At 72.8% G+C, this 21,341-nt stretch carries 15 protein-coding genes; 1 reads left to right on the top strand and 14 read right to left on the bottom strand.

Annotated features, from left to right (window positions below; genetic code table 11):
• Positions 1-9: 9 nt before the first annotated feature.
• From rpsL to DEFCA_RS0117165, 9 genes are all read right to left on the bottom strand, one after another.
• Positions 10-381: a 30S ribosomal protein S12 gene (gene rpsL / locus DEFCA_RS0117205; protein WP_025324244.1), complete on the bottom strand. Its 372-nt coding sequence runs from the start codon at positions 379-381 to the stop codon at positions 10-12.
• A 293-nt stretch (positions 382-674) separates the two neighbouring features.
• On the bottom strand, positions 675-2,489 hold the full coding sequence (rpoD, locus tag DEFCA_RS0117200; RefSeq protein WP_025324243.1) for an RNA polymerase sigma factor RpoD: 1,815 nt from the start codon (positions 2,487-2,489) through the stop codon (positions 675-677).
• Between the two features lie 40 nt (positions 2,490-2,529).
• On the bottom strand, positions 2,530-4,242 hold the full coding sequence (dnaG, locus tag DEFCA_RS21080) for a DNA primase (protein ID WP_025324242.1): 1,713 nt from the start codon (positions 4,240-4,242) through the stop codon (positions 2,530-2,532).
• Between the two features lie 17 nt (positions 4,243-4,259).
• Positions 4,260-6,662 carry an endonuclease MutS2 gene (locus DEFCA_RS0117190; protein WP_025324241.1) on the bottom strand — a complete coding sequence of 801 codons (2,403 nt, stop codon included), beginning with the start codon at positions 6,660-6,662 and terminating at the stop codon, positions 4,260-4,262.
• On the bottom strand, positions 6,659-7,126 hold the full coding sequence (locus DEFCA_RS0117185) for a GatB/YqeY domain-containing protein (RefSeq protein ID WP_029734309.1): 468 nt from the start codon (positions 7,124-7,126) through the stop codon (positions 6,659-6,661). Before DEFCA_RS0117185 ends, DEFCA_RS0117190 begins: the two co-directional genes overlap by 4 nt.
• Before the next feature lie 66 nt (positions 7,127-7,192).
• A complete protein-coding gene (locus tag DEFCA_RS21075; RefSeq protein ID WP_025324239.1) occupies positions 7,193-7,798 on the bottom strand; it encodes an SPOR domain-containing protein in 606 nt (201 codons plus the stop codon).
• A gap of 4 nt (positions 7,799-7,802) precedes the next feature.
• Positions 7,803-9,470: an arginine--tRNA ligase gene (gene argS, locus DEFCA_RS0117175; protein ID WP_025324238.1), complete on the bottom strand. Its 1,668-nt coding sequence runs from the start codon at positions 9,468-9,470 to the stop codon at positions 7,803-7,805.
• Positions 9,471-9,557: 87 nt separating this feature from the next.
• Positions 9,558-9,749, bottom strand: a complete 192-nt coding sequence (locus tag DEFCA_RS0117170) for a hypothetical protein (protein WP_025324237.1) — start codon at positions 9,747-9,749, stop codon at positions 9,558-9,560.
• Positions 9,746-10,615: a nitrilase-related carbon-nitrogen hydrolase gene (locus tag DEFCA_RS0117165; protein ID WP_025324236.1), complete on the bottom strand. Its 870-nt coding sequence runs from the start codon at positions 10,613-10,615 to the stop codon at positions 9,746-9,748. Before DEFCA_RS0117165 ends, DEFCA_RS0117170 begins: the two co-directional genes overlap by 4 nt.
• Positions 10,616-10,711: 96 nt before the next feature.
• Here DEFCA_RS0117165 and DEFCA_RS0117160 point away from each other — a divergent pair, with 96 nt between their 5' ends.
• Complete coding sequence (locus tag DEFCA_RS0117160) at positions 10,712-11,434, top strand: creatininase family protein (protein WP_025324235.1); 723 nt, start codon at positions 10,712-10,714, stop codon at positions 11,432-11,434.
• A gap of 9 nt (positions 11,435-11,443) precedes the next feature.
• Here DEFCA_RS0117160 and DEFCA_RS21070 read toward each other — a convergent pair whose 3' ends face one another.
• From DEFCA_RS21070 to DEFCA_RS0117135, 5 genes are all read right to left on the bottom strand, one after another.
• On the bottom strand, positions 11,444-15,349 hold the full coding sequence (locus DEFCA_RS21070) for a GAF domain-containing protein (RefSeq protein ID WP_025324234.1): 3,906 nt from the start codon (positions 15,347-15,349) through the stop codon (positions 11,444-11,446).
• Positions 15,350-15,747: 398 nt separating this feature from the next.
• Positions 15,748-17,055 (bottom strand): HD domain-containing phosphohydrolase, encoded by a 1,308-nt coding sequence (locus tag DEFCA_RS0117150; protein ID WP_025324233.1) that lies wholly within the window; start codon positions 17,053-17,055, stop codon positions 15,748-15,750.
• Positions 17,056-17,058: 3 nt separating this feature from the next.
• Positions 17,059-17,784, bottom strand: coding sequence for a response regulator (locus DEFCA_RS23795; protein WP_025324232.1), 726 nt, complete (start codon positions 17,782-17,784; stop codon positions 17,059-17,061).
• Positions 17,774-19,810: an ATP-binding protein gene (locus DEFCA_RS21065; RefSeq protein ID WP_025324231.1), complete on the bottom strand. Its 2,037-nt coding sequence runs from the start codon at positions 19,808-19,810 to the stop codon at positions 17,774-17,776. The genes DEFCA_RS23795 and DEFCA_RS21065 overlap by 11 nt, the downstream gene beginning before the upstream one ends.
• A 294-nt stretch (positions 19,811-20,104) precedes the next feature.
• Positions 20,105-21,238, bottom strand: a complete 1,134-nt coding sequence (locus DEFCA_RS0117135) for an ATP-binding response regulator (protein ID WP_025324230.1) — start codon at positions 21,236-21,238, stop codon at positions 20,105-20,107.
• Positions 21,239-21,341: the final 103 nt, after the last annotated feature.

The raw sequence follows: 21,341 nt of genomic DNA, 5'->3' as shown, positions 1-21,341 counted from the left end.
GGCCGACTCCTACTTGGGCTTCTTGGCGCCGTACTTGGACCGCCCCTGCCGGCGCTTCTCCACGCCCGAGGCGTCCAGGGTACCGCGGACGATGTGGTAGCGGACGCCGGGAAGGTCCTTGACCCGGCCGCCCCGAATGAGCACCACCGAGTGCTCCTGCAGGTTGTGCCCCTCGCCGGGGATGTAGGCCGTGACCTCCTTGCCGGTGGTCAGCCGCACACGGGCGACCTTCCGGAGCGCCGAGTTCGGCTTCTTCGGCGTGGTGGTGTACACGCGGGTGCACACCCCCCGCTTCTGGGGGCAGGCCTCCAGGGCCGGAGACGCCGTCCGCTTCTTCACCTTCTTGCGGCCCTTGCGCACGAGCTGGTTGATCGTGGGCATCCACACCCTCCTCGACGGTTTCGGGCGCCCAACCCGAAAACAATACACGCACCTGCCGACGGACCCGGCGACCAGGCCGGGCGGGCACCGACAGGCCAACCACTCTCAATTTCGTTACGGTCGACGAACGTGTTCGGTTCGGCGAGCTGTTCGGCGGCTCGTACCCTCGCCGGGCAGCGGAGCCGTTGGGGAGCGGTCTCCCCCAAAAGGGAACGCGGAGGCTATCACACCGGCCCGGGCGGTGCAAGGGGCGCGGAGCGATTTTTTCGGCGGGGCAGACCCGCCCCCCACGGTCACTTCAGGAACGTGCGAAGCTTCCGGCTGCGGGTGGGATGGCGCAGCTTGTGCAGGGCCTTGGCCTCGATCTGGCGGATCCGCTCCCGGGTCACGGCGAAGTCCCGGCCCACCTCCTCCAGGGTGTGGTCCGACTTCTCGTCGATGCCGAACCGCATCCGCAGCACCTTCTCCTCCCGGGGGGTCAGGGTGGACAGCACCTCCCGGGTCTTCTCGGCCAGGTTGGAGTGCTCGGCCGCCTCGTCCGGGAGGACCGCGTTCTTGTCCTCGATGAAGTCCCCCAGGTGGCTGTCCTCCTCGTCCCCGATCGGGGTCTCCAGGCTGATGGGCTCCTTGGCGATCCGCAGGACCTTGCGCACCTTGGCCACGCTCATGTCCATGCGCTCGGCGATCTCCTCGGGCTTGGGCTCGCGGCCGAGCTCCTGCACCAGGTACCGGCTGGTGCGCACCAGCTTGTTGATCGTCTCGACCATGTGCACCGGCACCCGGATGGTGCGGGCCTGGTCCGCGATGGCCCGGGTGATGGCCTGGCGGATCCACCAGGTGGCGTAGGTGGAGAACTTGTAGCCGCGCTGGTACTCGAACTTGTCCACCGCCTTCATCAGGCCGATGTTTCCCTCCTGGATCAGGTCCAGGAACTGGAGCCCCCGGTTCGTGTACTTCTTGGCGATGCTCACCACGAGCCGCAGGTTGGCCTCGATCAGCTCGGTCTTGGCCATCTTGGCCCGCATCTGGCCCGAGCGGATCCTTTTCACCTTGTCGAACAGGGCCTGCCGGCTGAGCCCCGTGCGCTCCTCGGCCTCGCGGATCGCGTCCAGGTGTCCGCGGATCTCCTTGCGCAAGCGCTTGACCTGGTCGGGCCGGCGCCCCATCTCCTCGCAGATGGCCCGCAGGTTCTTGCCCTCCCACATGGACAGGAACTCCTGGGGCGACATGCCGATCTCGGCCTCGATGGCCCGCAGCCCCCTCTCGGCGGCCCGGACCCGGTCGGCCAGCTCGAAGTACCGGCCCACGATCTCGTCCACCACGGTGTCCTTGAGCCCCAGCGACCGGAAGTGGCGCACCATCTCCTTCTGGGTGGCCGAGATCTCGGCCTCGACCGGCTCGCCCGCCGCCTGCCGGGACCGCAGCTCGGCCCGGCGGCGGTCGAGGTCCCGAATGGTCTCGATCACCGCGAGCACCCGCTCCACCTGGTTCTCGTGGGCAACCGGCGGGGAAGGCGGGGCCGGCTCGCCCTCCTCGGCGGCCTCCTCGTCCTCCTCGGTCTCGTCCTCGCCGAGGTCCTCGCTCAGGTCCATCACGCTCCGCAGGCTCACCTCGCCGGCGCGCAGCCTCTCTCCCAGGGCCACGATCTCCTCCACGGCCAGGGAGCCGCTGAACGCCGCCTCGAACGCCTCGTTCAGACCCGCCTCGATGCGCTTGGCGATCTCCACCTCGCCCTCCCGGGTGAGGAGCGACACCGACCCCATCTCCCGGAGGTACATGCGCACCGGGTCGTTGGTGCGCTCGAACAGGGCCTCGTAGTCCGCGCGCTCCTCCTCCTCGGCGGGCTCCTCCCGGGTCTTGACCTCCTTGCCCTCCTCCTCGGCGGGCGGCGAGAACTCCCCCTCCTCCCGGGCCACGGACTCCACCGCCTCCTCCTCCACCACCTCGATGTCGAGGTCCCGGAGCGTCATGATCAGCTCGTCGATCGCCTCGGGGTCCACGTACTCGTCGGGGAGGAAGTCGTTGAGCTCCCGGTAGGTCACGTACCCCCGGTCCCGCCCCTCCTCGATGAGCTCCTCGAAGTCCTCAAGCCGAAAGCCTCTGCTCATTTGTCTGCACTCTCCATGGAAGAATCTCGAGGGGCGCCCGTCATCCGCCGAGCCGGGCGACCTCCCGGTCCAGCTCGGCCTTGCGCCGCAGCAACCCCGCGACCCGCTCTGCGTCGCCCGCCTTCTCGGCGCTCCGGAGCTGGCGCAGGACCTCGGCCGCCTCCTGTCGCGCCGCCCGCAGGCGCATCCGACGCACCAGCTCCCCGAACTCGGGCAGTCCGGCCTCGTCCTCCACCGTCAAACGGGCCACCACCGGCCGCACCGCCTCCGGCGCCTCGGCCAGGCGCAGCGCGTCCGGCTGACCGGCCACCCACCGGGCCGCCTCCCGCAGGGGGCCCGGTCCGAACCACTCGTCGAGGCCCTCGTCCCGGAACGCCTGCCGGGTCGTGGGCCGGTGCACCAGGCAGGCCACCACGGCCCGCTCCAGGGGGTCGGACGGCGTCTCGGCGGGCGCCGCCCCTCGGACCGGCTCCCCGCCGGCCCGCCGGGGGATCCGCGCCCGGAGCCGGGCCTCGTCCACCCCCAGGGCCTCGGCCGCCCGGCGGGCGTACAGATCCCGGGCCAGGGGGTCGGACACCGCGGCCAGGGCCCGGGCCGCCTCGTCGGCCGCCCGCAGCCGACCGGGCACCGAGCCGAGGTCGAGCCGGGACCTCAGGTCCTCCAAGAACCCGTCGAACAGCGGGGTCGCCCCGGCCACGAGCCGTTCCAGGTCGCCGCCCTCCCGCACGAACGAATCCGGATCGTGCCCCGGCGGAAGGAACACGGCCCGGCAGTCGACCCCCTCGGCCAGAAACACCTCGAGGCTCCGCACCGCGGCCCGCCGGCCGGCCTCGTCGCCGTCGTAGAGCAGCACCACCCGGTCCACCCGGCGGCGCAGCTCCCGGAGGTGATCCGGCCCCAGGGCCGTGCCCAGGGTGGCCACCGCCCGGGGATGACCCCGGCCGTGGAGGCTCACCACGTCCATGTACCCTTCCACCACCCAGGCCTCCCGGTGCTTGCGCAGGGCCCCGGCCGCCTGGTGCAGCCCGTAAAGGAGCCTGCGCTTCCGGAACACCGGGGTCTCGGGGCCGTTCAGGTACTTCGGCTCCCCCGAGTCCACCACCCGGCCGCCGAACCCCACCACCCGGCCGGATGCGTCGTGGATCGGGAACATGACCCGGTCCCGGAACCGGTCGTACCAGCCCCCCCCCTCCCGGGCCTTGAGCAGCCCCGCCCGCTCCGCAATCCCGGGCTCCCAACCCCGGCTCTTGAGGAACCGGGTCAGGTTGTCCCAGCCCCGGGGCGCATACCCCAGCCCAAAGGCTTCGGACAGCTCCGCCGGGATGCCCCGGCCCTCCAGGTAGGCCCGGGCCCTCTCCCCGGCCCGGCCCTGGGTGAGCTGGTGCCGGAAGTACCGGGCGGCCAGGCTCAGAACCTCCAGCAGCTTCGCCCGGTCGTCCGGGGCCCCCCGGTCCTTCGCCCCTCCCTCCGGTAGGGCGATCCCGGCCTGGCGGGCCAGGCGCTCCACCGCCTCCCGGAACCCCAGGCCCTCCATCTGCATCACGAACCGGAACAGGTCCCCCCCCGCCCCGCACCCGAAGCAGTGGTACACCCCCTTCTCGTCGTTCACCACGAAGCTGGGGGTGCGCTCGTCGTGGAACGGGCACAGGCCCTTCCAGTTCTTCCCGGCCCGCCGCAGCGCCACGTAGGGGCCCACCACGTCCAGGATCGACACCCGGGCCCGGATCTCCTGGAGCAGATCGTCGTAACGCATGGCCGTCCCGCCGGCCGTCAACCGCGCAGCTCCACCACCGTGACCGCGTCCCCCTCCTGGGCCTGCCACCCCCCCACCCTCGGGTCGGACGAGAGACGCTCGCGCACGGCCCGGCGCAGCGCACCGGTGCCGCGGCCGTGGACCACCCGCAGCGCCCCCGCTCCCGCCAGGACCGCGCCGTCCAGGGCCCGGTCCAGCCTCCGCAGGGCCTCGTCCACCCGGCAACCCACCAGCACGAGGTCGGTGGGCGCCCGGGCCTCGGCTTCCACCCGTACGCCTCCGCCCCGAGCCTCCGGGGCCCTCGGGGCCTCTCCCCGAACCTCGAGCTGGGCCGGCGCCACGGTCACCCGCAGCCCCCCCACATCGACCACGGCCTGACCGTCCTTGAGCTCCACGATCCGGCCCTCCCGCCCCAGGGACCGAACCCGGACCCACAGCCCCTCCCGAAGGGGCTCGGCCCCACGGGAGGGTTCGGGGGCCGGCCGGACCAGGGCCCGTTCCAGGGTCTGCGCGACCCGGGCGACCTCGGCCTCGGCCTCCTTTTGGGGGATCTCCCGCCGGGCGAACCGGCGGATCACCCGGGCCAGGGCCCGACGGGCCCGGGCGATCTCGGCCCGGGCCTCGGCCCACGCCTCCTCCCGGGCCCTGCGACGGGCCTCCTCGGCTTCGCGGAGCCGGCGCTCCACCTCGGCCAACCGGCCACGCGCCTCCTCCTCGGCCGCCCGGGCCCGGGCCAGGGCCTCCAGGGCCTCGTCCCGGGCCCGCTCCAGGTCCCGGAGGAAGCCGGCCCCGGGCTCCTCACCGCCGGCGGCGTAGGCCCGGGCCCGGGCCAGCACCTCCGGCGGGAACCCGAGGCGCTCAGCCACGTCCAGGGCGTTGGACCGGCCCGTCCGGCCGTAGATCAACCGGTAGAGGGGCCGGCCGGTCTCCCGGTCGAAGGCCACGGCCGCGTTCTCGGCCTCGGCTCGGGCGTAGGCGAACCCCTTCAGGCCCTCCAGGTGGGTGGTCCCGATCACGGTGGCCCCGGCCTCCATGAGGGCCACGAGCACGGCCAGGGCCAGGGCGGCACCCTCCCGGGGGTCGGTGCCGGCCCCCAGTTCGTCGAGCAGCACCAGGGTGCCCGGGGCCGCCCCCTCCAGGGCCTCCCGGAGCCGGGCCACGTGGCCCGTGAACGTGGACAGGTGGCGGTCCAGGTCCTGCTCGTCTCCGATATCGGCGAACACCGGGTCGAACCAGCCCACCCGGCTGCCCTCGGCAGCGGGCACGAACAGCCCGCTGCGGGCCATCAGGGTCAGCAGCCCGGCGGTCTTGAGGGCCACGGTCTTGCCGCCGGCGTTGGCCCCCGTGATGAGCAGCAGCCGGGGTCCCTCCTCGCCCTCGCCGCCCACCCTGAGGTCCACCGGCACCACCCGGTGGTCCGGGTGGAGCACCAGCAGGGGATGCCGGGCCTCGTCGAGGCGCAGCTCGGGCCGGTCGACGATCTCGGGTCGCACGGCGCCGAGCCGCCGGGCCAGGCCCCACTTGGCCGACACCAGGTCCAGGTGGGCGGCCACGGCCACGTTCGCGGCGACGGCCCCGGCCTCCCGGCCCACCTGGGCCGTGAGGTCGGCCAGGATCCGCCGAATCTCGGCCTCTTCCTCCTCCCGCAGCGACCCCAGGCGGTTGTTGAGCTCCACCACCTCCAGGGGCTCCACGAAGAACGTGTTGCCCGTGCGCGACCGGTCGTGGACGATGCCGTCCAGGTATCCTCGGAAGTCCGTGCGAAGGGGCACCACGTACCGGCCGTCGCGCACCGTGACGAAGTCGTCCTGCACGGCCGGCGCCAGGTCCCGTTCCCTCAGCAGGGCCTCCAGCCGCGACCGGATCCGCTGCCGCAGCCGCCTGAGCTCGGCCCGGATCGCCGCCAGCTGGGGGCTGGCCCCATCCAGGATCTCACCCCGGGGACCGAAGGTCCGGGCGAATCGGTCCACCAGGAGATCCAACGGCCTCATGCGCGCCGCGTACTCCCCCAGGGGGGAGCCCTCGGCCGCGGCGTCCTCCAGGTACTCCAGCACCCGGGCGCAGGTCTCCACCGTGTCCCGGATCTCCAGGAGCGCCTCCACGGCCAGGGTCACGCCGGGGCGACGGGCCTCCTTCAGGTGGGCCGAGATCTCCCGGAGCCCCCCCACGGGGGGCAGCCCCAGGTCCGGCTCCCGGCGGCCCAGCTCCTCCACCTCGGCCAGGGCCCGGCGGGCGGCCTCCGCATCGGGGAGCGGCCGCAACGCGGCGCACAGGGCCTTCCCCTGGGGGGATCGGCCCTCCTCGGCCAAGGCCTCGAGGATCCGGAAGAAGTCGAGAACCTGGAGGGTCCGCGCATCCGCCCCCACCCCGCTGCCGCGCTCGGCGGGGCCGAGGCACCGCGCAAGGGAAGGAACGGTCAATTTCGCTCCCCGGCGAGGAGCTCGCGCACCAGGGCGCTCACCCGGCCGCCGTCCGCCCGGCCCCGCACCCGGGTCATCAGCACCTTCATCACCCGGCCCATGTCCCGGGGGCCGGTCGCGCCCACCTCCTCCACGGCCCGGGCCGCCTCGGCCCGCAGCTCCTCCTCGCTCAGGGGGGCCGGCAGGAACTCCTCGATCACCGCCAGATCCGCCTCCTCCTTGGCGACCAGGTCCTCCCGGCCGCCGGCGCGGAACTGGGCGATGCTCTCTCGGCGCTGTTTCGCCAGGGTGCCCAGGGCCGCCAGCACCTCGTCCTCGCCCAGCGGCGCCCGCTTCTCGATGCGGCGTCGTTCCAGCTCGGCCCGGATGTTCCGGAGGGCGGCCACCCGGGCCGCATCCCGGGCCTTCATCGCCGCTGTCAGAGCCCGATCGATCCGCTGCTCCAGGGTGCTCACCTCAGCCATCGCCGCCTCCACCGGAAACGAATCGCACGGTACACAACATTCAGGCAGCCCAACCGGTTGTCAAGGTCACCGGGTGGTCACGAACCCCTGAATCCCCTTTCCCTTCAGCACCGAGTCCTGAAACTTTCCAGCCGCGGCCCGGCTGCGGAACCGGCCGGCCTGGACCCGGTACCAGGTGCGGCCGGCCACCGAGGCCTCCACGATCTGGGCCTCCACCCCCTGCCGCCGGATCCGGGTCAGGAACCGCTCGGCGTCGGCCCGGCTGCGAAACGACCCCACCTGCACCGTGAACACCGGCGGGGGAGCCTCGGCCGTGGTCGGCCGGGTCTCGGTCGGGGCCGGCGGCGGGGGGGCCGGGGCCTCGGTGCGCGGCGCGACCGGCGCCGGCCGAGCCGGCTGTGCGGGCGGGCTCTTGAGGTCTCGGTAGAACGAGAGCTCCGGCTGGGGCAGCGGCTCCTCCCCGGTCGGGGAGGGCTCCGGTTGGGGAGCCGGCCGTTCCGATACCTCCAGCTCCGGGGGCAGCGGCCGGGGCGCCCAGAGGGAACGACCCACGAACACGCCCAGGAGGAACACCAGCACCAGGACGAGCCCTCCCCCCAGGGCCGCCACGGTGAGGCGACCCGCGTCGAAGCTGATCACATGCCGGTCCTCCACCTGCCGACGGTCGGCCATGCCCTCACATCGAGTCGGGCGCGTCCACGCCCAGGATCCCGAGCCCGTTGGCGATGACCCGCTGCACCGCGGCCGCCAGGCACAACCGGGCCCGGGCCAGGTCGGGGTCGTCCACCAGGAACCGGTGGCGGTTGTAGTAGCCGTGGAACCGGGCCGCCAGGTCCTGGAGGTAGAAGGTCAGCCGGTGGGGCTCGCGCTGGAGTGCGGCCTCCTCCACCACCTCGGGGAACAGGTACAGCAGCTTCAACAGCTCCCGTTCCTCCTCCACGCACAGGCGCGACAAGTCCGCCTCGGCCGCCCGGGGTCGTCCGAACCCCGCCTTGGCCGCCTCCCGGAACACGCTCGAGACCCGGGCGTGGGCGTACTGCACGTAGAACACCGGGTTGTCGGCGGTCTGGGCCTTGGCCACCTCGAGGTCGAAGTCGAGGGGTGCGTCGCACGACCGGGTCAGGAACAGGAACCGGGCCGCGTCCCGGCCCACCTCGTCCACCACCTCCCGCAGGGTCACGAACTCCCCGGCCCGGGTGGACATGCCCACGGGCTTGCCCGCCCGCAGCAGGTTCACGAACTGGACCAGGAGCACCTCCAGCCGGTCCGGGTCCTCCCCCAGGGCGGCGAGGGAGGCCTTCATCCGGGGAACGTACCCGTGGTGGTCGGCCCCCCAGATGTCCACCACCCGATCGAACCCCCGGGCCAGCTTGTCCATGTGGTAGGCGATGTCCGCGGCGAAGTAGGTGAGGCTTCCGTCCCGCTTGACCAGCACCCGGTCCTTCTCGTCGCCGTGGGTCGTGGTGCGCAGCCACAGGGCCCCGTCGGCGCGGTAGGCCTCCCCCCGCTCCTCGAGCAGCCGCAGCGCCTTCTCCACGGCCCCGGCCTCGTGGAGGGACCGCTCCGAGAACCAACGGTCGAACCGCACCCCGAACGCCTCGAGGTCGTCCCGGATCCCCTCGAGGATCTTCGCACCGGCCCAGCGGCCCAGCCGCTCCACGGCCTCCTGCTCGGACCACCCCTTCCATTCGGAACCGAACACCCCCAGGGCCTCGCGGGCCAGGTCCCGGACGTACTCGCCCCGGTAGTGGTCCTCGGGGAGCGTCACCGCCTCGCCCGCGAGCTCGCGGCACCGGAACCACACCGAGCGGCCGAGGATCCTCATCTGGTTGCCGGCGTCGTTGACGTAGTACTCCCGCTCCACCCGGAACCCGGCGAACTCCAGCAGCCGGGCCAGCACGTCGCCCACGGCCGCGCCCCGGCCGTGGCCCACGTGGAGGGGCCCCGTGGGGTTGGCCGACACGAACTCCACCTGCACCCTCCGGCCCTGCCCCACGTCGGAGCGGCCGTAGTCGGCCCCTTCCCGCTCCACCTCGGCCAGCACCCGGGTCCAGGCCAGGGGGTCGAGGCGCACGTTCAGGAACCCCGGCCCAGCCACCTCGGTCGAGGCCACCAGCCCCTCCGGGTCCTCCAGGTGGGCCTTCAGGATCTCGGCGACCCGGCGCGGCGGCATGCGCACGGCCGCCCCCAACACCAGGGCGAGGTTGGTGGCGAAGTCTCCGTGGTCCGGGTTGCGGGGCAACTCCACCTTCCAGTGGACCTGCCGATCCGGTCGGGGCAGGTCCCCGCTGGTCACGGCCCGCTCCAGGGCCTGGGAAAACAGGTCGGTCAAGGTACGACGCACGGTCTCTCCCTGTGTCGGCAAAGGGATAACGGGCTGGGCGCCGGGACCCCCGCGGATCCCCGAACGCGAACGAAGGGGGCCGGGACCTCAGGAGTCGCCGAACACGTCCTCCACCTTCTTGTGGCGTTCCTGGGGTCCGGCGGGCTCGTCCTCAGGCCCGAGGGCCGCGTCCCGGCAGAAGTCCGGGCAGTGGAGCACGGTCTCGCGCATGGTGTGCTTCTTGGTGCAGGTCTCTCGCCACGCGCACACGGCGCACTGGGTGCGTACGTCCAGGGTCACGACGCTTCCTCCTCGGCCGGGTCGGGAAGGGCCCGGGGGCTCTCCGGCCAAACCACCCCGGCCACGGCCGCGTACTGCCGGGGCCGCCGGTCCGCCAGAAACGGCCAGGTACGCCGGGCCCACTCCACCGTGGAGGGGTCGACCTCGGCCAGCAGCACCCCCTCGGCCATACCCAGGGGCTCGGCGGCCAGGTCCCCGTCGGGCCGAACCACGTAGGAGTGGCCGTAGAAGTCCAGGCCGTCCTCGCTGCCCACCCGGTTGACCCGCACCAGGTAGCAGCCGTTGGTCACCGCGTGGCTCACGCCCATGGCCAGCCACCGCTCCTGGCTCGCGTAGGCGGCCGCGGTGGGCACGAACACCACCTGGGCCCCGGCCAGGGCCAGGCACCGGAACCCCTCGGGGAAGAACTGGTCCCACCCCAGCTGAACCCCCACCTTGAGTCCCCCGAGATCGAACACCGGGAACCCGAGGTCGCCCGGTGCGAACAGCCTGCGTTCGGCCCAGCCGGGGATGTCGGGCAGGTGGATCTTCCGGTACAGTCCCCGCACCCGCCCCCCGGCATCGACGACAAGGGCGCTGTTGTGGTACACGCCCTCGGCACGGCGCTCACAGAACGGCAGCACCACGGCGATGCCGATCTTCCTCGCCACCTCCGAGGCCCAGGCGGCCAGCGGCCCCGAGGCGGGCTGGGCGTGGGCGGACGGATCGGCCGAGGCGTCGCGCGGAAACCAGGGATGGAGGGCCAGCTCCGGCAGGCAGGCGATCTCGGCGCCCCGGGCGCGGGCCGCCTGGAGAAACTGCTCCACCCGGGCCCGCACCCGCTCGGGCTCTGGCTGGTGGACAACCTGTACGGCGGCGATCTTCACGGGGTGGTCCTCGGCGGGGCAACGGCGGAATCGGCGTTTTCGAGAAAAGGCGAGATATCGTATGGGCCCTCCGGGGTCCGGGTCAAGGAGTTTCCCATGCGCGTGGACCGGATGACCATGACCGAGTTCGAGCAGGCGGTACGCACGGTCCGGGTGGCCCTGGTGCCGTTCGGGAGCGTGGAGGAGCACGGCCGGCACCTCCCCCTGTGCACCGACACGCTGCAGGTGTGGCAGGTGGCCCTGGAGGCGGCCCGCAGGGTGCCGTTCCTTGTGTGCCCGCCGGTGCACTACGGGTACTGCCGCAGCACCCGGGATCACCCGGGGACCCTGTCGATCCGCCCCTCCACCCTGCGCCGGATCGCCTTCGACCTGGTCGAAAGCCTTCACCGTCAGGGGGTGCGGGGGGTGATCCTGGCCTCGGGCCACGCCGGCGGGATCCACATGGCGGCCCTGGAGGAGGCAGCCGAGGCCCTGGCCGACGCCTTCCCCGACCTGGAGCTGGCCGTGGTGTGCGAGTACCGGTGGGCCCAGGAGGCCGGGCGGGGCGGGGTGGTGTCCACGGCCGACGACGGCCACGCCGGCGAGATCGAGACGAGCCGCGTCCAGGCCCTGGCTCCCGACCTGGTGAAGGGCCTCTCCCCCGAGGAGTACCCTCGGTTCGAGAAGCCCTTCGTGGCCCGGGACAAGAGGGCCCAGTGGCCCGGCGGGGTGTGGGGGAACCCGGCCGCGGCCAGCCCGGAGAAAGGCCGGGCCCTCTTCGAGGCGTCGGTCGAGCGGCTGGTGGGGCTGGTCACCCAGATGCGGGGCCGCGTGGCCTAGCCGCCCGGATCACCCGCCCCGGGCCTCCCCGATCCCGTGGCCGAGCGCCCGGCTCGCCGCCGCCTCCAGGTCGGCCAGGCGAAACGGCTTGTGGAGGAACAGCGTCCCCTCCATCTCCAGGTCGTCCACCTGGTCGCCGGCGTGGCCCGAGACCAGCACGGCCGGCAACCCCGGCCACCGCTCACGCAGGCGCGCCAGGAGCTCCGGTCCGCGCATGCCCGGCATCACCACGTCGGTGACCAGAAGGTCCAACCGGGTCTCCCCGGCCAGCCCCTTCTCGGCCTCCTCCCCCGAGGCGAAGGCCAACACCCGGTACCCCAGGTCCCGCAGGCACTCGGCCGCCAGGTCGCGCACCGCCGGGTCGTCCTCCACCAGGGCCACGGTGCGGCCGGCCCCGGCCGTCACGGTCTCGGGGGCCTCGGCCGGGGACTCGGCGGCCGGGGCATCGGCCGAGGGCCACAGCACCCGGAACAGGCTGCCCTCGCCGGGGCGGGAGACCACGTCGATCCGGCCGCCGGCCTGGCTCACGATGCCGTAGACCGTGGCCAGCCCCAGGCCGGTTCCCTTCTCCTCCCCCTTGGTGGTGAAGAACGGCTCGAAGATGTGCTCCACCACCCCGGGGTCGATGCCGGTGCCCGTGTCCTCCACCTCGATCACGGCCACCGGCCTGCCGCCGTCGACCCCCCGCAGGGTGCGCACCCACAGGTCGCCGCCCCGTGGCATGGCGTCCCGGGCGTTCACCACCAGGTTCAGCACCACCTGCTCCAGCTGGCCCGGGTCGGCCCGGACCGTGCCGACCCCGGATCCCAGCTCCAGGTGGAGCCGCACGTCCTCGCCCAGCAGCCGTTCCAGCATGCCGGTCAGGTCCCGCAGGGCCTCGTTCAGGCGCAGGACCCGGGGCTCCACCTTCTGGCGCCGGCTGAAGGTCAGCAGCTGTCGGGTCAGCTCGGCCGCCCGATCCACCGCCTTGAGGATCTCCCGGGCGGCCCGCTCCCCCTTCCCGTCGCCCCGCACCCGGCGGCCCACCATCTCCGCGTAGCCGGACACCGCCGTAAGCAGGTTGTTGAAGTCGTGGGCCACCCCGCCGGCAAGCCGGCCCAGGGCCTCCATGCGCTGGCTGTAGGTCAGCTGGGCCTCCAGGGCCCTTCGCTCCGTGACGTCGAACAGGATGCCCTCCAGGCGCCGGCCGGCCGACCCTTCCACGGCCCGGCCCACGTCCAGGACCCAACGCAGCCCGCCACTGGCGTCCTGAACCCGGTACTCCACCTCGTAGGGCTCGCCCCTGGCCACCGCGGCCACGATCTCCCGCCACACCCGGGGCCGGTCCTCGGGCACCACGGGTTCGGCCAACCCCCGGCTGGGATCGCCCAGCGCGACGGGGTCGGAGCCGCCGAACACCCGGGTCGCCCCGGGGCTCAGGAACTCCACGGGAGCCCGCGAGGGCACGCACGCGCACCGGTAGGCCGCCCCGGGAAGGTTGTCGATCAGGGTGCTCAGGGCGCGCCGGGTCTCGGCCAGGCGGGTCTCGGTCCGGAGCCGCTCCAGCTCTCCCCCGACCCGGCGGGCGTACAGCGCCAGCAACTCTCGCTCGGCCTCCCCCACCTTCAGGGGACGGTCGTGGAACACGCACACGATGCCGATCACCCGCCCTCCGCTGTCGGTCACCGGGAACCCGGCGTAGGCCTCGAGGCCGTGCTCGCGAAAGAACTCGCTGTCCGGAAACGCCTCCCGGAGCCCTTGCTCGAACACCACCAGATCGTTGCGGGCGGCCACCTCTCCACAGGGGGTGTCGGTCAGGGTGAAGGCCGGCCGGTCCACGGGCGCCCCTCCCACCACTGCGGCCAGGGGCTCGCCCGTCCCCTCGTTGAGGTTCACCCGGCTCAACAGCGCGGCCCGGGCCCCGAACTCGCGGGCCAGGGCCGCGACGACGGCCCGGAACAGCTCCGGACCGGTGACCGCGGCCGTGGCCTCGTGGAGCCGGCGCAACCGCTCCTCGGCCCGGCGCCGCACCCGGGCCTCGGCCCGAAACGCCTCGAGCGCGGCCACCCGCTCCAGGGCCACCCCGGCCATATGCCCCAGGGTCTCCAGCGCCTCCCGATCGTCTCCCGAGAAGGTGCGGCCGGCGGGAAACACCAGGGTCAGAACCCCCAGGGTGCGTCCCTCGGCCCGCAACGGCACCGCAGCGGCCGCGCCGACCCCGAGCAGGTCCGCCGCCTCGGGCACGGCCGCCGGGTGGGCGGGGTAGTCCTCCACCACGAGCACGGTCTCGGCCTCGAGCACCCGACCGGTCACCCCGTGGTCCCTGGGGATCCGGCCGAACCGGTTCCGGAACGCCAGGGGCAGGTTCTTGCCGGCGGCCAGGAACAGCTGGTCCCGGGCCTCGTCGAGGCGGTACAGGGTCGCGGCCGTGGCGCCGAACGCGTCCAACGCCCCCTCGCTCACGGCGTGGAGGACGTCTTCCTCGTTCTGGGCCAGGGTGAGCTGGCTGGCCAGCCGGTACAGCCCGTCCAGCCGTTGCGCCCGGCGGGCCAGCTCGGTCTCCCAGCGCTTGCGCTCGGTGATGTCCCGGAGCACCCCGGCCACCCCCCGGATGACCCCGGACGCGTCCCGGATCGGAATCCGGGACGCCAAAAACACCCGGTCCTCCCCGCCCACGGGGAAGACCTCCTCCCCCTGGAGCGGCCGGCCCGTGCGCAGGACCTCGCGGTCGTGGGCCTCCACCATGGCCGCGGACTCGGGGGGGAGGAAGTCCCGGGGCCTCCGGCCCACCGCGGCCTCGGGCGACACCCCCAGCAGGCGCGCGCCCACGGGGTTCACCATCTCGTACCGGCCCTCGGTGTCCTTCAGGAACACCGCATCCTCCGAGCCCCTGGCCAGGGCCTGGAGCCGCTCCTCCGAGGTGCGGACCTCCTCCAACAGATGCCTGTGACGCCGGCCGGCCCAGGCCCACCACGCCCCGAGCCAGGCCAGCCCCACGCACAGCACCGCCAGACCGGCCACGGCCGCCTCCCACCGGGCGGTCCGCCGCCAGGGCGCCAGGGCTGCGTCGCGATCGCTGGCCACCACGAGGCCCCAGCCGGCCTCGGAGATCCACCGCACCGCCGCGATCACCCGATGGCCGCCCGGCCCCAGGAACGAGCCCTCCATCTCCCGGCTCTCCAGGGCCGCCTCCACCACCGAGCCGGGCCGGGCCTCGGTGTAGCGCACCGGGTCCCCCGGCCCGGGCCGGATCACCTCGGCCCCGGCGCCGCCCTTTGGGCGGCGCCGCACCAGGTACACCTCGACCTCGGTCGAGTCGGGCGCGGTCCTCAGGAGGGGAAACAGGGTGGAGCGGGCTTCCAGATACACCCCCACCACCCCCAGAACGGGGGCGTCGGCAGGCCGATCGGCCGGGTCGGCCCGCCGGAACACCGGGGCCAGGACGCCGATCATGGGCTCGCCGGCCGGGCCGAAATGGAGGTCGTGCACCAGCACCCGATGCTCTCGGGCCACCCGGCGCACCGCCGGCGGCACCGCCGGGTAGGGGGGCGCACTGCCCTCCCCGTCCAGCAGCAGATCCCCCTGCGGCGTGAACAGGTAGGCGCCGAGCACCCCCCCGAACAGGCGCAGGTTGGTGAGGTGGAGGCGCGGATGGGCCAGGGACGCCCCCTTGGGGCAGGTCTCCGCGACGCACAGGTTCACCAGGTCGGGGTCCCAGGCCAGCACCTGGGCGTCGGCCCGGCGCTCGGCCAGCCATGCCAGCAGCGAGGCCTTCCGGGCGTCGGCCACCGAGGCCAGTCGGGCCCGGACCCTGGCCTCGTACCCCTCGAGCTCGGTGGCCCGTTTCCAGAAAAACGTCCCCACCCCGGCCGCCACCGCCAGCACCAGGACGACGCCCCCCCACACCCACCACGACCGAGACCGTCGAAAGATCAAAAACGCTTCCTCACGAGCGGTTGAGGGGGAAGGGGTGGGCGTTATCCCCCACCCTGGGGGAGCACGCGCGTTCTCCCCCTGGCGCCGTGCTCATCAGATCGGCGGACAAACAGGCGCCCTTTTCTCCCTGCTCGGGGGGCATGGGGTCTGCTGGAGAGCCGCGTGCGGCTCCTTGGCTCGCCGCGCAGCGCCTCCAACGTTCGCACCGTGAGTTCGTTCGTGCCCCGCCGAACTGTCATGAAGCCACCGCCGGTGCCCCGTGCCTGCGCGGCGAATCTCAATGCCCGGCTTCGCGCGCGGCCGGAAGCAGGCCCCATGCCCCCGCCTTTCGGGGAAACGGGCCCGTTTCCCCGCCGAGTTGGTGGAATGCAAGCCCCATTCCTCCCCAGGGTCGCTCGTCAGGCCCCGCCCGGGGGGGTACGGTACACGTACGCGTAGGGGTCCGTGGGATAGAGCTCACGGAAGTTGCGGATCTTCTCGAGGTACGACGACCGGATCGGCTCGTCCTTGGGCACCAGGAGGATTCCGCTCTGGGTGCGCAGGTCCCGGGACAGAACCATCCCTTCCCGCAGCTCGTCCAGGGACACCTTGCGCTCCCGGGTGGAGTCGTAGGCGTCGCGGCGTTCCTCGAGCACGTCGAGCAGGGCGTTGAACACGGCCCCGTCGAAATGCCGGCCCACCTGGCGGTCCATGGCCTCCAGCACCAACCGCTCCTCGGCGCCCTTGCGCACCCCCCCGCGGGTCAAACGGTCGTAGGCGTCGACCACCCGGATCACGCGGGCGGCCACCGGGATCTCGTCGCCCGCCAGGCCGTCCGGAAACCCCGAGCCGTCCACGTTCTCGTGGTGGTGACGCACCGCCCGGGCCACCCCCGCCAGCCCGTCGATCACCTGGATCTGTCCCTCGCCGATGACCGGGTGCTTGCGCACCTCCTCCCGCTCGGCCGAGCCCAGATGGGCCGGCTCCTTCAGGAGCACCGCGTCGGGCAGACCGATCTTTCCGATGTCGTGGAGCAGCGCGGCCACGATGGCGTCCTGCACGGTTTCCTTGTCCCTCACCCCGAGCCTGGCGCACACCTTGGGCACCAGCCCGGCCACCCGCCGGCAGTGGGCCCCCAGGGTCTGGTTGCGCAGGTCCAGGAGGCTCGCGAACGCCTTGATGGTGGCGAGGTTCTGTTTGCGCAGGCTCTCGTTGAGCTCCTCCGACATCTTCAGGGCCATCTGGAGCTCGTTGGTGCGCTCGCGCACCCGCCGCTCCAAGGTGGCGTTGAGCTCCCGAAGCTCCTCGTTCTGGCGGCGCACCTGCTCCTGGAGGGCCGCGTGCTCGCGCTTCAGGTCCAGCTCGGCCAGGGCTTCGGCCACCACGTCCAGCAGGGCCTGGTCGTCCCAGGGCTTGGGTAGGAACCGGTACACCCGGCCGTCGTTGATCGCCTCCATGGCCGCGGCCACGTCGGCGTACCCGGTCAGGATGATCCGCACCGCCTCGGGCCGGATCTCCCGGGCCCGGGCCAGGAGCTCGGTGCCGGTCATGCCGGGCATCCGCTGGTCGGACAGGATCAGGGACACGGGCCGATCCGCCAGGATCTCCAGCGCCTCCCGGCCGCTTCGGGCCGTGAGGACCTCGTGGTCGGTCCGGTGGAAGAGCCGGGTGAGGGCCTTGAGGATGTTCTCCTCGTCGTCCACGAACAACAGGGTGTGCTGGGCCATGGATCACGCCTCCCCGATGAGGAACACCGTTCCCTGCCACCCCGGGGCCTCCACCTCGGCGGACGCCGCCACCCGGACCCCGTCGGGGGCCCGCCACGGGGCTCCCAGCCGGGCCCCATCGCCCAAGCGCTCCCGCGCCGCGCGGTTGGCCAGGGCAACGGTGCCGTCGGCCCCCACCGCCACAAGGGCCGCCGGCGCCATCTCCAAGAGGGCGCAGGCCAGCCCGGCGCTGCGGGCCTCGAGCCCCTCGCGGATCGTCAGCTCCAGGCACCGGTTGATGGCCGCGAGCTCGGCGTTCTGGGCCTCGACCCGCGCCCGGAGCACCTCGTTCTGGCGCCGCAGAGCCACCCCTTCGGCCGCCTCGGCCACGGAGGTCCGCAGCACCTCGTCGTCCCAGGGCTTGGTCAGGAACTTGTAGATCGCCCCCTCGTTGACCGCCTCGATCACGGCGTTCACGTCCGTGTGGCCGGAGAGCACGATCCGTACGCACTGGGGCCGCACGGCTCGCAGCCGCCGGAGGAGCTCCACCCCCGTCATCCCCGGCATCCGCTGGTCGGAGACCACCACGTCGTAGGGGCCGTCACGCTCGAACACCTCCAGGGCCTCGGCCCCCGAGCGGGCGAACCCCAAGGTCCACGGCTCCCTGCGGAACAGGCGGCGCAACGCCCGGAGCACGTTCTCCTCGTCGTCCACGAACAGGATACGGGGTCGGTCGGCCTCACACGTCATCGCGTCCCCCTCGCTCCTCGGCCCCGGGCGGCATCAGGGGCAGCACCACCCGGAACGTGCTGCCCTCGCCCGGGGTGCTCTCCACCTGGATCTCCCCGCCGTGGGCGCGGACGATGCCCGCGGCCAGGTGCAGCCCAAGGCCGGTGCCCTTGCCCACCGGCTTGGTGGTGAAGAACGGGTCGAAGATCTTCCTCAGGTGCTCGGGGGGGATGCCCACCCCGGTGTCCGAGACCTCCACCACGACCCGGTCGCCCTCCTGCCGGGTCGCCACCCGGACCCTGCCGCGGCCCTGCCCCTTCTCCTTCACGGCGTGGGCCGCGTTCACCAGGAGGTTCAGGAACACCTGATTGAGCTGCTGGGGCCGGCACAGCACCTGGGGCAGGTCCCCGAACTCCCGCTCCACGTCGCAGTCGTACTTGAGCTCGTTCCAGGCGATGTTGAGGGTGCTCTCCAGGCACCGGTTGAGGTCGGCGTACTCCCAGTCGTCCCCACCAGGATGGCTGAACGTCTTGAGGTCGGTCACGATCTTGCGAATCCGCTCCGCCCCCTCCCGGCAGTCGGTCACGATCTCGGTCACATCCTCCAACAGGAAGTCCAGGTCGGCCTCCTGCCGGGCCCGCAGGTAGGCCTCCCACGCCTCCCGGGGATCCATCCGGCCGTCCAGGGCCGAAGCGGCCAGCTCGGAGGAGCAGCGGCCGAACCGGTCCAGATCGGAGGCGTACTCGGCCAGCCGGTTCAGGTTGGAGAGGATGAAGCCCACCGGGTTGTTGATCTCGTGGGCGATGCCCGCGGCCAGCTGGCCCACGCTCGCCATCTTTTCGCTCTGGGCCAGCCGGTGTTCCAGCTCCCGCTCGGCCGTGATGTCCTGGTACCGGATCACCACCTGCTCCACCCGGCCCCGCTTGAAAATGGGAAACAGCCGGATCTGGAAGATGGCGCCCGCCCGGTCGTGGTACTCGGCCTGGGCCGGCTCGCCCGTTGCGAACACCTCCTCCACCAGGGCCCCCACCCGGTCCGGGGCCCCGGGCGCGCCCACCTCGGCCAGGACGTGGCCCAGCAGGTCCTCGAACGGCCGCTTGACCATGTGGGAGAAGGCCCGGTTGGCGCGGGAGATCCGGCCGCCACGCCCCACCACGGCCGTGGGATCGGTGATCGAGTCGAACACCGCCTCGATCTCCTGCTTGGCCTGGAACACCCGGATCTCCAGGTCCTTCTTCTCGGTGACGTCGATGAACGAGGCCACGCACCCGGACCCTCCATCGTCGATCCGGACCTCCTCGCATGACCACAGGAGCTGACGCCGGAGCCCCCACCGGTCGCGCACCTCGAGCTCCCGGTTCCGGCACCGGGCCCCCCCTCCCTCGGCGATCGCGCAGCCGCTGCCCCGACAGGGCACCCCCACCTCCTCGGCGCGGGCGCCCACCAGTCGGTCCTGCTCCATCCCTAGGATCGTCGCCGCCGTGCGGTTGGCCCGGGTGACGGTCCCCTCGGCGTCCACGGCCAGCACCCCGGCCGGCAGGGCGTCGAGCAGGCTCTCCAGGAACGCGCTGGTGCGCGCGAGCTCACGGGACTGGTCCTGCACCATCCGTTCCAGCTCGTTCCGGAACGCCTCGTTCTCCTGGACCAGCCGCCGGTAGGCCAGGGCCTGGTCCACCGCGTTGCGCAGAACCGGGGCGGGGAACGGTTTGACCAGGAACCGGAACACCTCGGCCCGGGTGGTGGCCTCCTCCGCGATCCGGGGATCCACCACGCCGGTGTAGAGGATCCGCACCACCCCGGGCCAACGGTCCCGGACCTCGGCCAGCAGGTCCACGCCCGTGGTCTCGGGCATGGCGTGGTCGCACACGACCACGTCCACGGGCTCGGCCTCGAGCAGCCGGCGGGCCTCGGCCGCGCTTCCCGCGCCGACCACCCGATAGCCCGCGGGCTCCAGGAACCCCCGGCAGATCGTTACGATGCTCGGCTCGTCGTCGACGACCAGGACCGTGGGGTCCCGGCCGGAGTTCGGAACGTTCTGGGATGCCATGTGCCCCTCCGGTGTGGGATCTCGGTACATCACCGGATCCCCTTTCGGCAGGGGGGGACCTGCGCTTGAGGGGAGACGCGAGGAAGAAAGGGGGAAGCCCCCTTCGACCTTGGGGGGCCCTACGACGGGGAGAGTAACTTTCCCTGAACCGGGTAGCTGCGACGGACCATGAGGTGGAGGCGAAGAGGCATGGGAATGCCTAGAAGATGTGGAAATCCGGGAGGTTCTCAAGCCTCCCAGCGTCCTGACCTCCTAGCGCCCTAGCGGAAATTACACGGTAAAGTGGGCTCGGGGTCAGCGAACCGGCCCGGCCCGGGGAACCCTCAGCACGAACACGCTGCCGCCGCCGGGCCGGGGCCGGTAGGACACGGTGCCGCCGTGGGCGGCCGCGATCGCCCGGGCCAGGGGCAGCCCCACCCCGAGCCCCCCGCCCCCGAACTCGTGGGAGGAGCTGCGGTGGTGGCGCACGTCCCCGGCCTCGTAGAACGGGTCGAAGATCGTCTCGGCATCCTCCGGGGCGATCCCCACGCCCGTGTCGGCCACCTCGAGGATCAGGTCGTCCCGGTCGGGGGTCAGCCCCACCTCCACGCGGCCGCCGTCGGGCGTGAACTTCACCGCGTTCTGGATCAGAGCCCCGGCGGCCCGGGTCCATTTCCGCAGGTCCAGCACCACCGCTCCCCCCGCAGGGTCCGGCACCCGGACCGAGATCTCCAGGGACCGAAGCTCGCGGTACAGGTCGCACAGGTCGACCACCGCCCGCCCGACGGCGGCCAGGGGCTCGGCCACGGGGCGTACCGGGATGCCCTTGCCCTGGGCCGCGGCCAGGTCGCCCAGATCCTCCACCACCTCCTTGAGCCGCCGCAGGGCCCGGTCGGCCCCGCTCACGAACCCCCGGACCTCCTCCGGAAGCTCCCCCGCCCGGGCCGACAGCAGCGACACCAGGCCCGCGGCCACGGTGGTGGGGGTGCGCAGCTCGTGGTTCGCGATGGCGATGAACTTCTCGCGCCGCTCGTTGAGCTTGCGGAGCTCCTCCACCACCCGCCGCAGCTCCCGGTTGTCCCGGGCGAACCGGATGCGCTCGTCGCAGTGGCGGATCACCAGATCGAGCTGGGCCAGGCGGACCGGCTTCAGCAGGAAGTCGTAGGCGCCCTCCCTCAGGGCCTCCACCGCGTCGTCGATGGTGCCGTACCCGGTGATCAGCACCACCTCGGTGGCGGGCCACCGCTCCCGCACCCTTCGCAGCACCTCGAGGCCGGAGATGCCGGGCATCTTGAGGTCGGTGATCACCAGATCGGCCGGGCTCTCCTCCAGAAGGAACAGGCCGGCCTCCCCCCCGCCGACGGTGCGGACCTGATGTCCCTCCTCCTCCAGGTGCTCGCCGAGGGTCTCGCGCACCGACGGCTCGTCGTCGATCAACAGGATCTTCATGGTGGACAGGACACCTCGCGGGGCTCGGGCTCGTTCGGGGCCTCGGGGGGAGGGGGCTCGGCCGCCGGGCAGCGCCCCCCCCGGGGTGCACGCCCCCCTTTTC

It is taken from the genome of Deferrisoma camini S3R1 (genome assembly GCF_000526155.1).
GTDB classification, from domain to species: Bacteria; Desulfobacterota; Deferrisomatia; order Deferrisomatales; family Deferrisomataceae; genus Deferrisoma; species Deferrisoma camini.
Note: the sequence above shows the minus strand (reverse complement) of the source record. Positions and strands in the feature narration are given on the sequence as shown.

Bases quoted from the DNA above. Each gene is read 5' to 3' on its own strand.
- DEFCA_RS21075 (WP_025324239.1), bottom strand. From the start codon at position 7,798: ATGGCCGACCGTCGGCAGGTGGAGGACCGGCATGTGATCAGCTTCGAC.
- rpsL (WP_025324244.1), bottom strand. From the start codon at position 381: ATGCCCACGATCAACCAGCTCGTGCGCAAGGGCCGCAAGAAGGTGAAG.
- DEFCA_RS0117185 (WP_029734309.1), bottom strand. From the start codon at position 7,126: ATGGCTGAGGTGAGCACCCTGGAGCAGCGGATCGATCGGGCTCTGACA.
- DEFCA_RS21065 (WP_025324231.1), bottom strand. From the start codon at position 19,810: ATGGCATCCCAGAACGTTCCGAACTCCGGCCGGGACCCCACGGTCCTG.
- DEFCA_RS0117160 (WP_025324235.1), top strand. From the start codon at position 10,712: ATGCGCGTGGACCGGATGACCATGACCGAGTTCGAGCAGGCGGTACGC.
- dnaG (WP_025324242.1), bottom strand. From the start codon at position 4,242: ATGCGTTACGACGATCTGCTCCAGGAGATCCGGGCCCGGGTGTCGATC.
- DEFCA_RS23795 (WP_025324232.1), bottom strand. From the start codon at position 17,784: ATGACGTGTGAGGCCGACCGACCCCGTATCCTGTTCGTGGACGACGAG.
- rpoD (WP_025324243.1), bottom strand. From the start codon at position 2,489: ATGAGCAGAGGCTTTCGGCTTGAGGACTTCGAGGAGCTCATCGAGGAG.
- DEFCA_RS0117135 (WP_025324230.1), bottom strand. From the start codon at position 21,238: ATGAAGATCCTGTTGATCGACGACGAGCCGTCGGTGCGCGAGACCCTC.
- DEFCA_RS0117150 (WP_025324233.1), bottom strand. From the start codon at position 17,055: ATGGCCCAGCACACCCTGTTGTTCGTGGACGACGAGGAGAACATCCTC.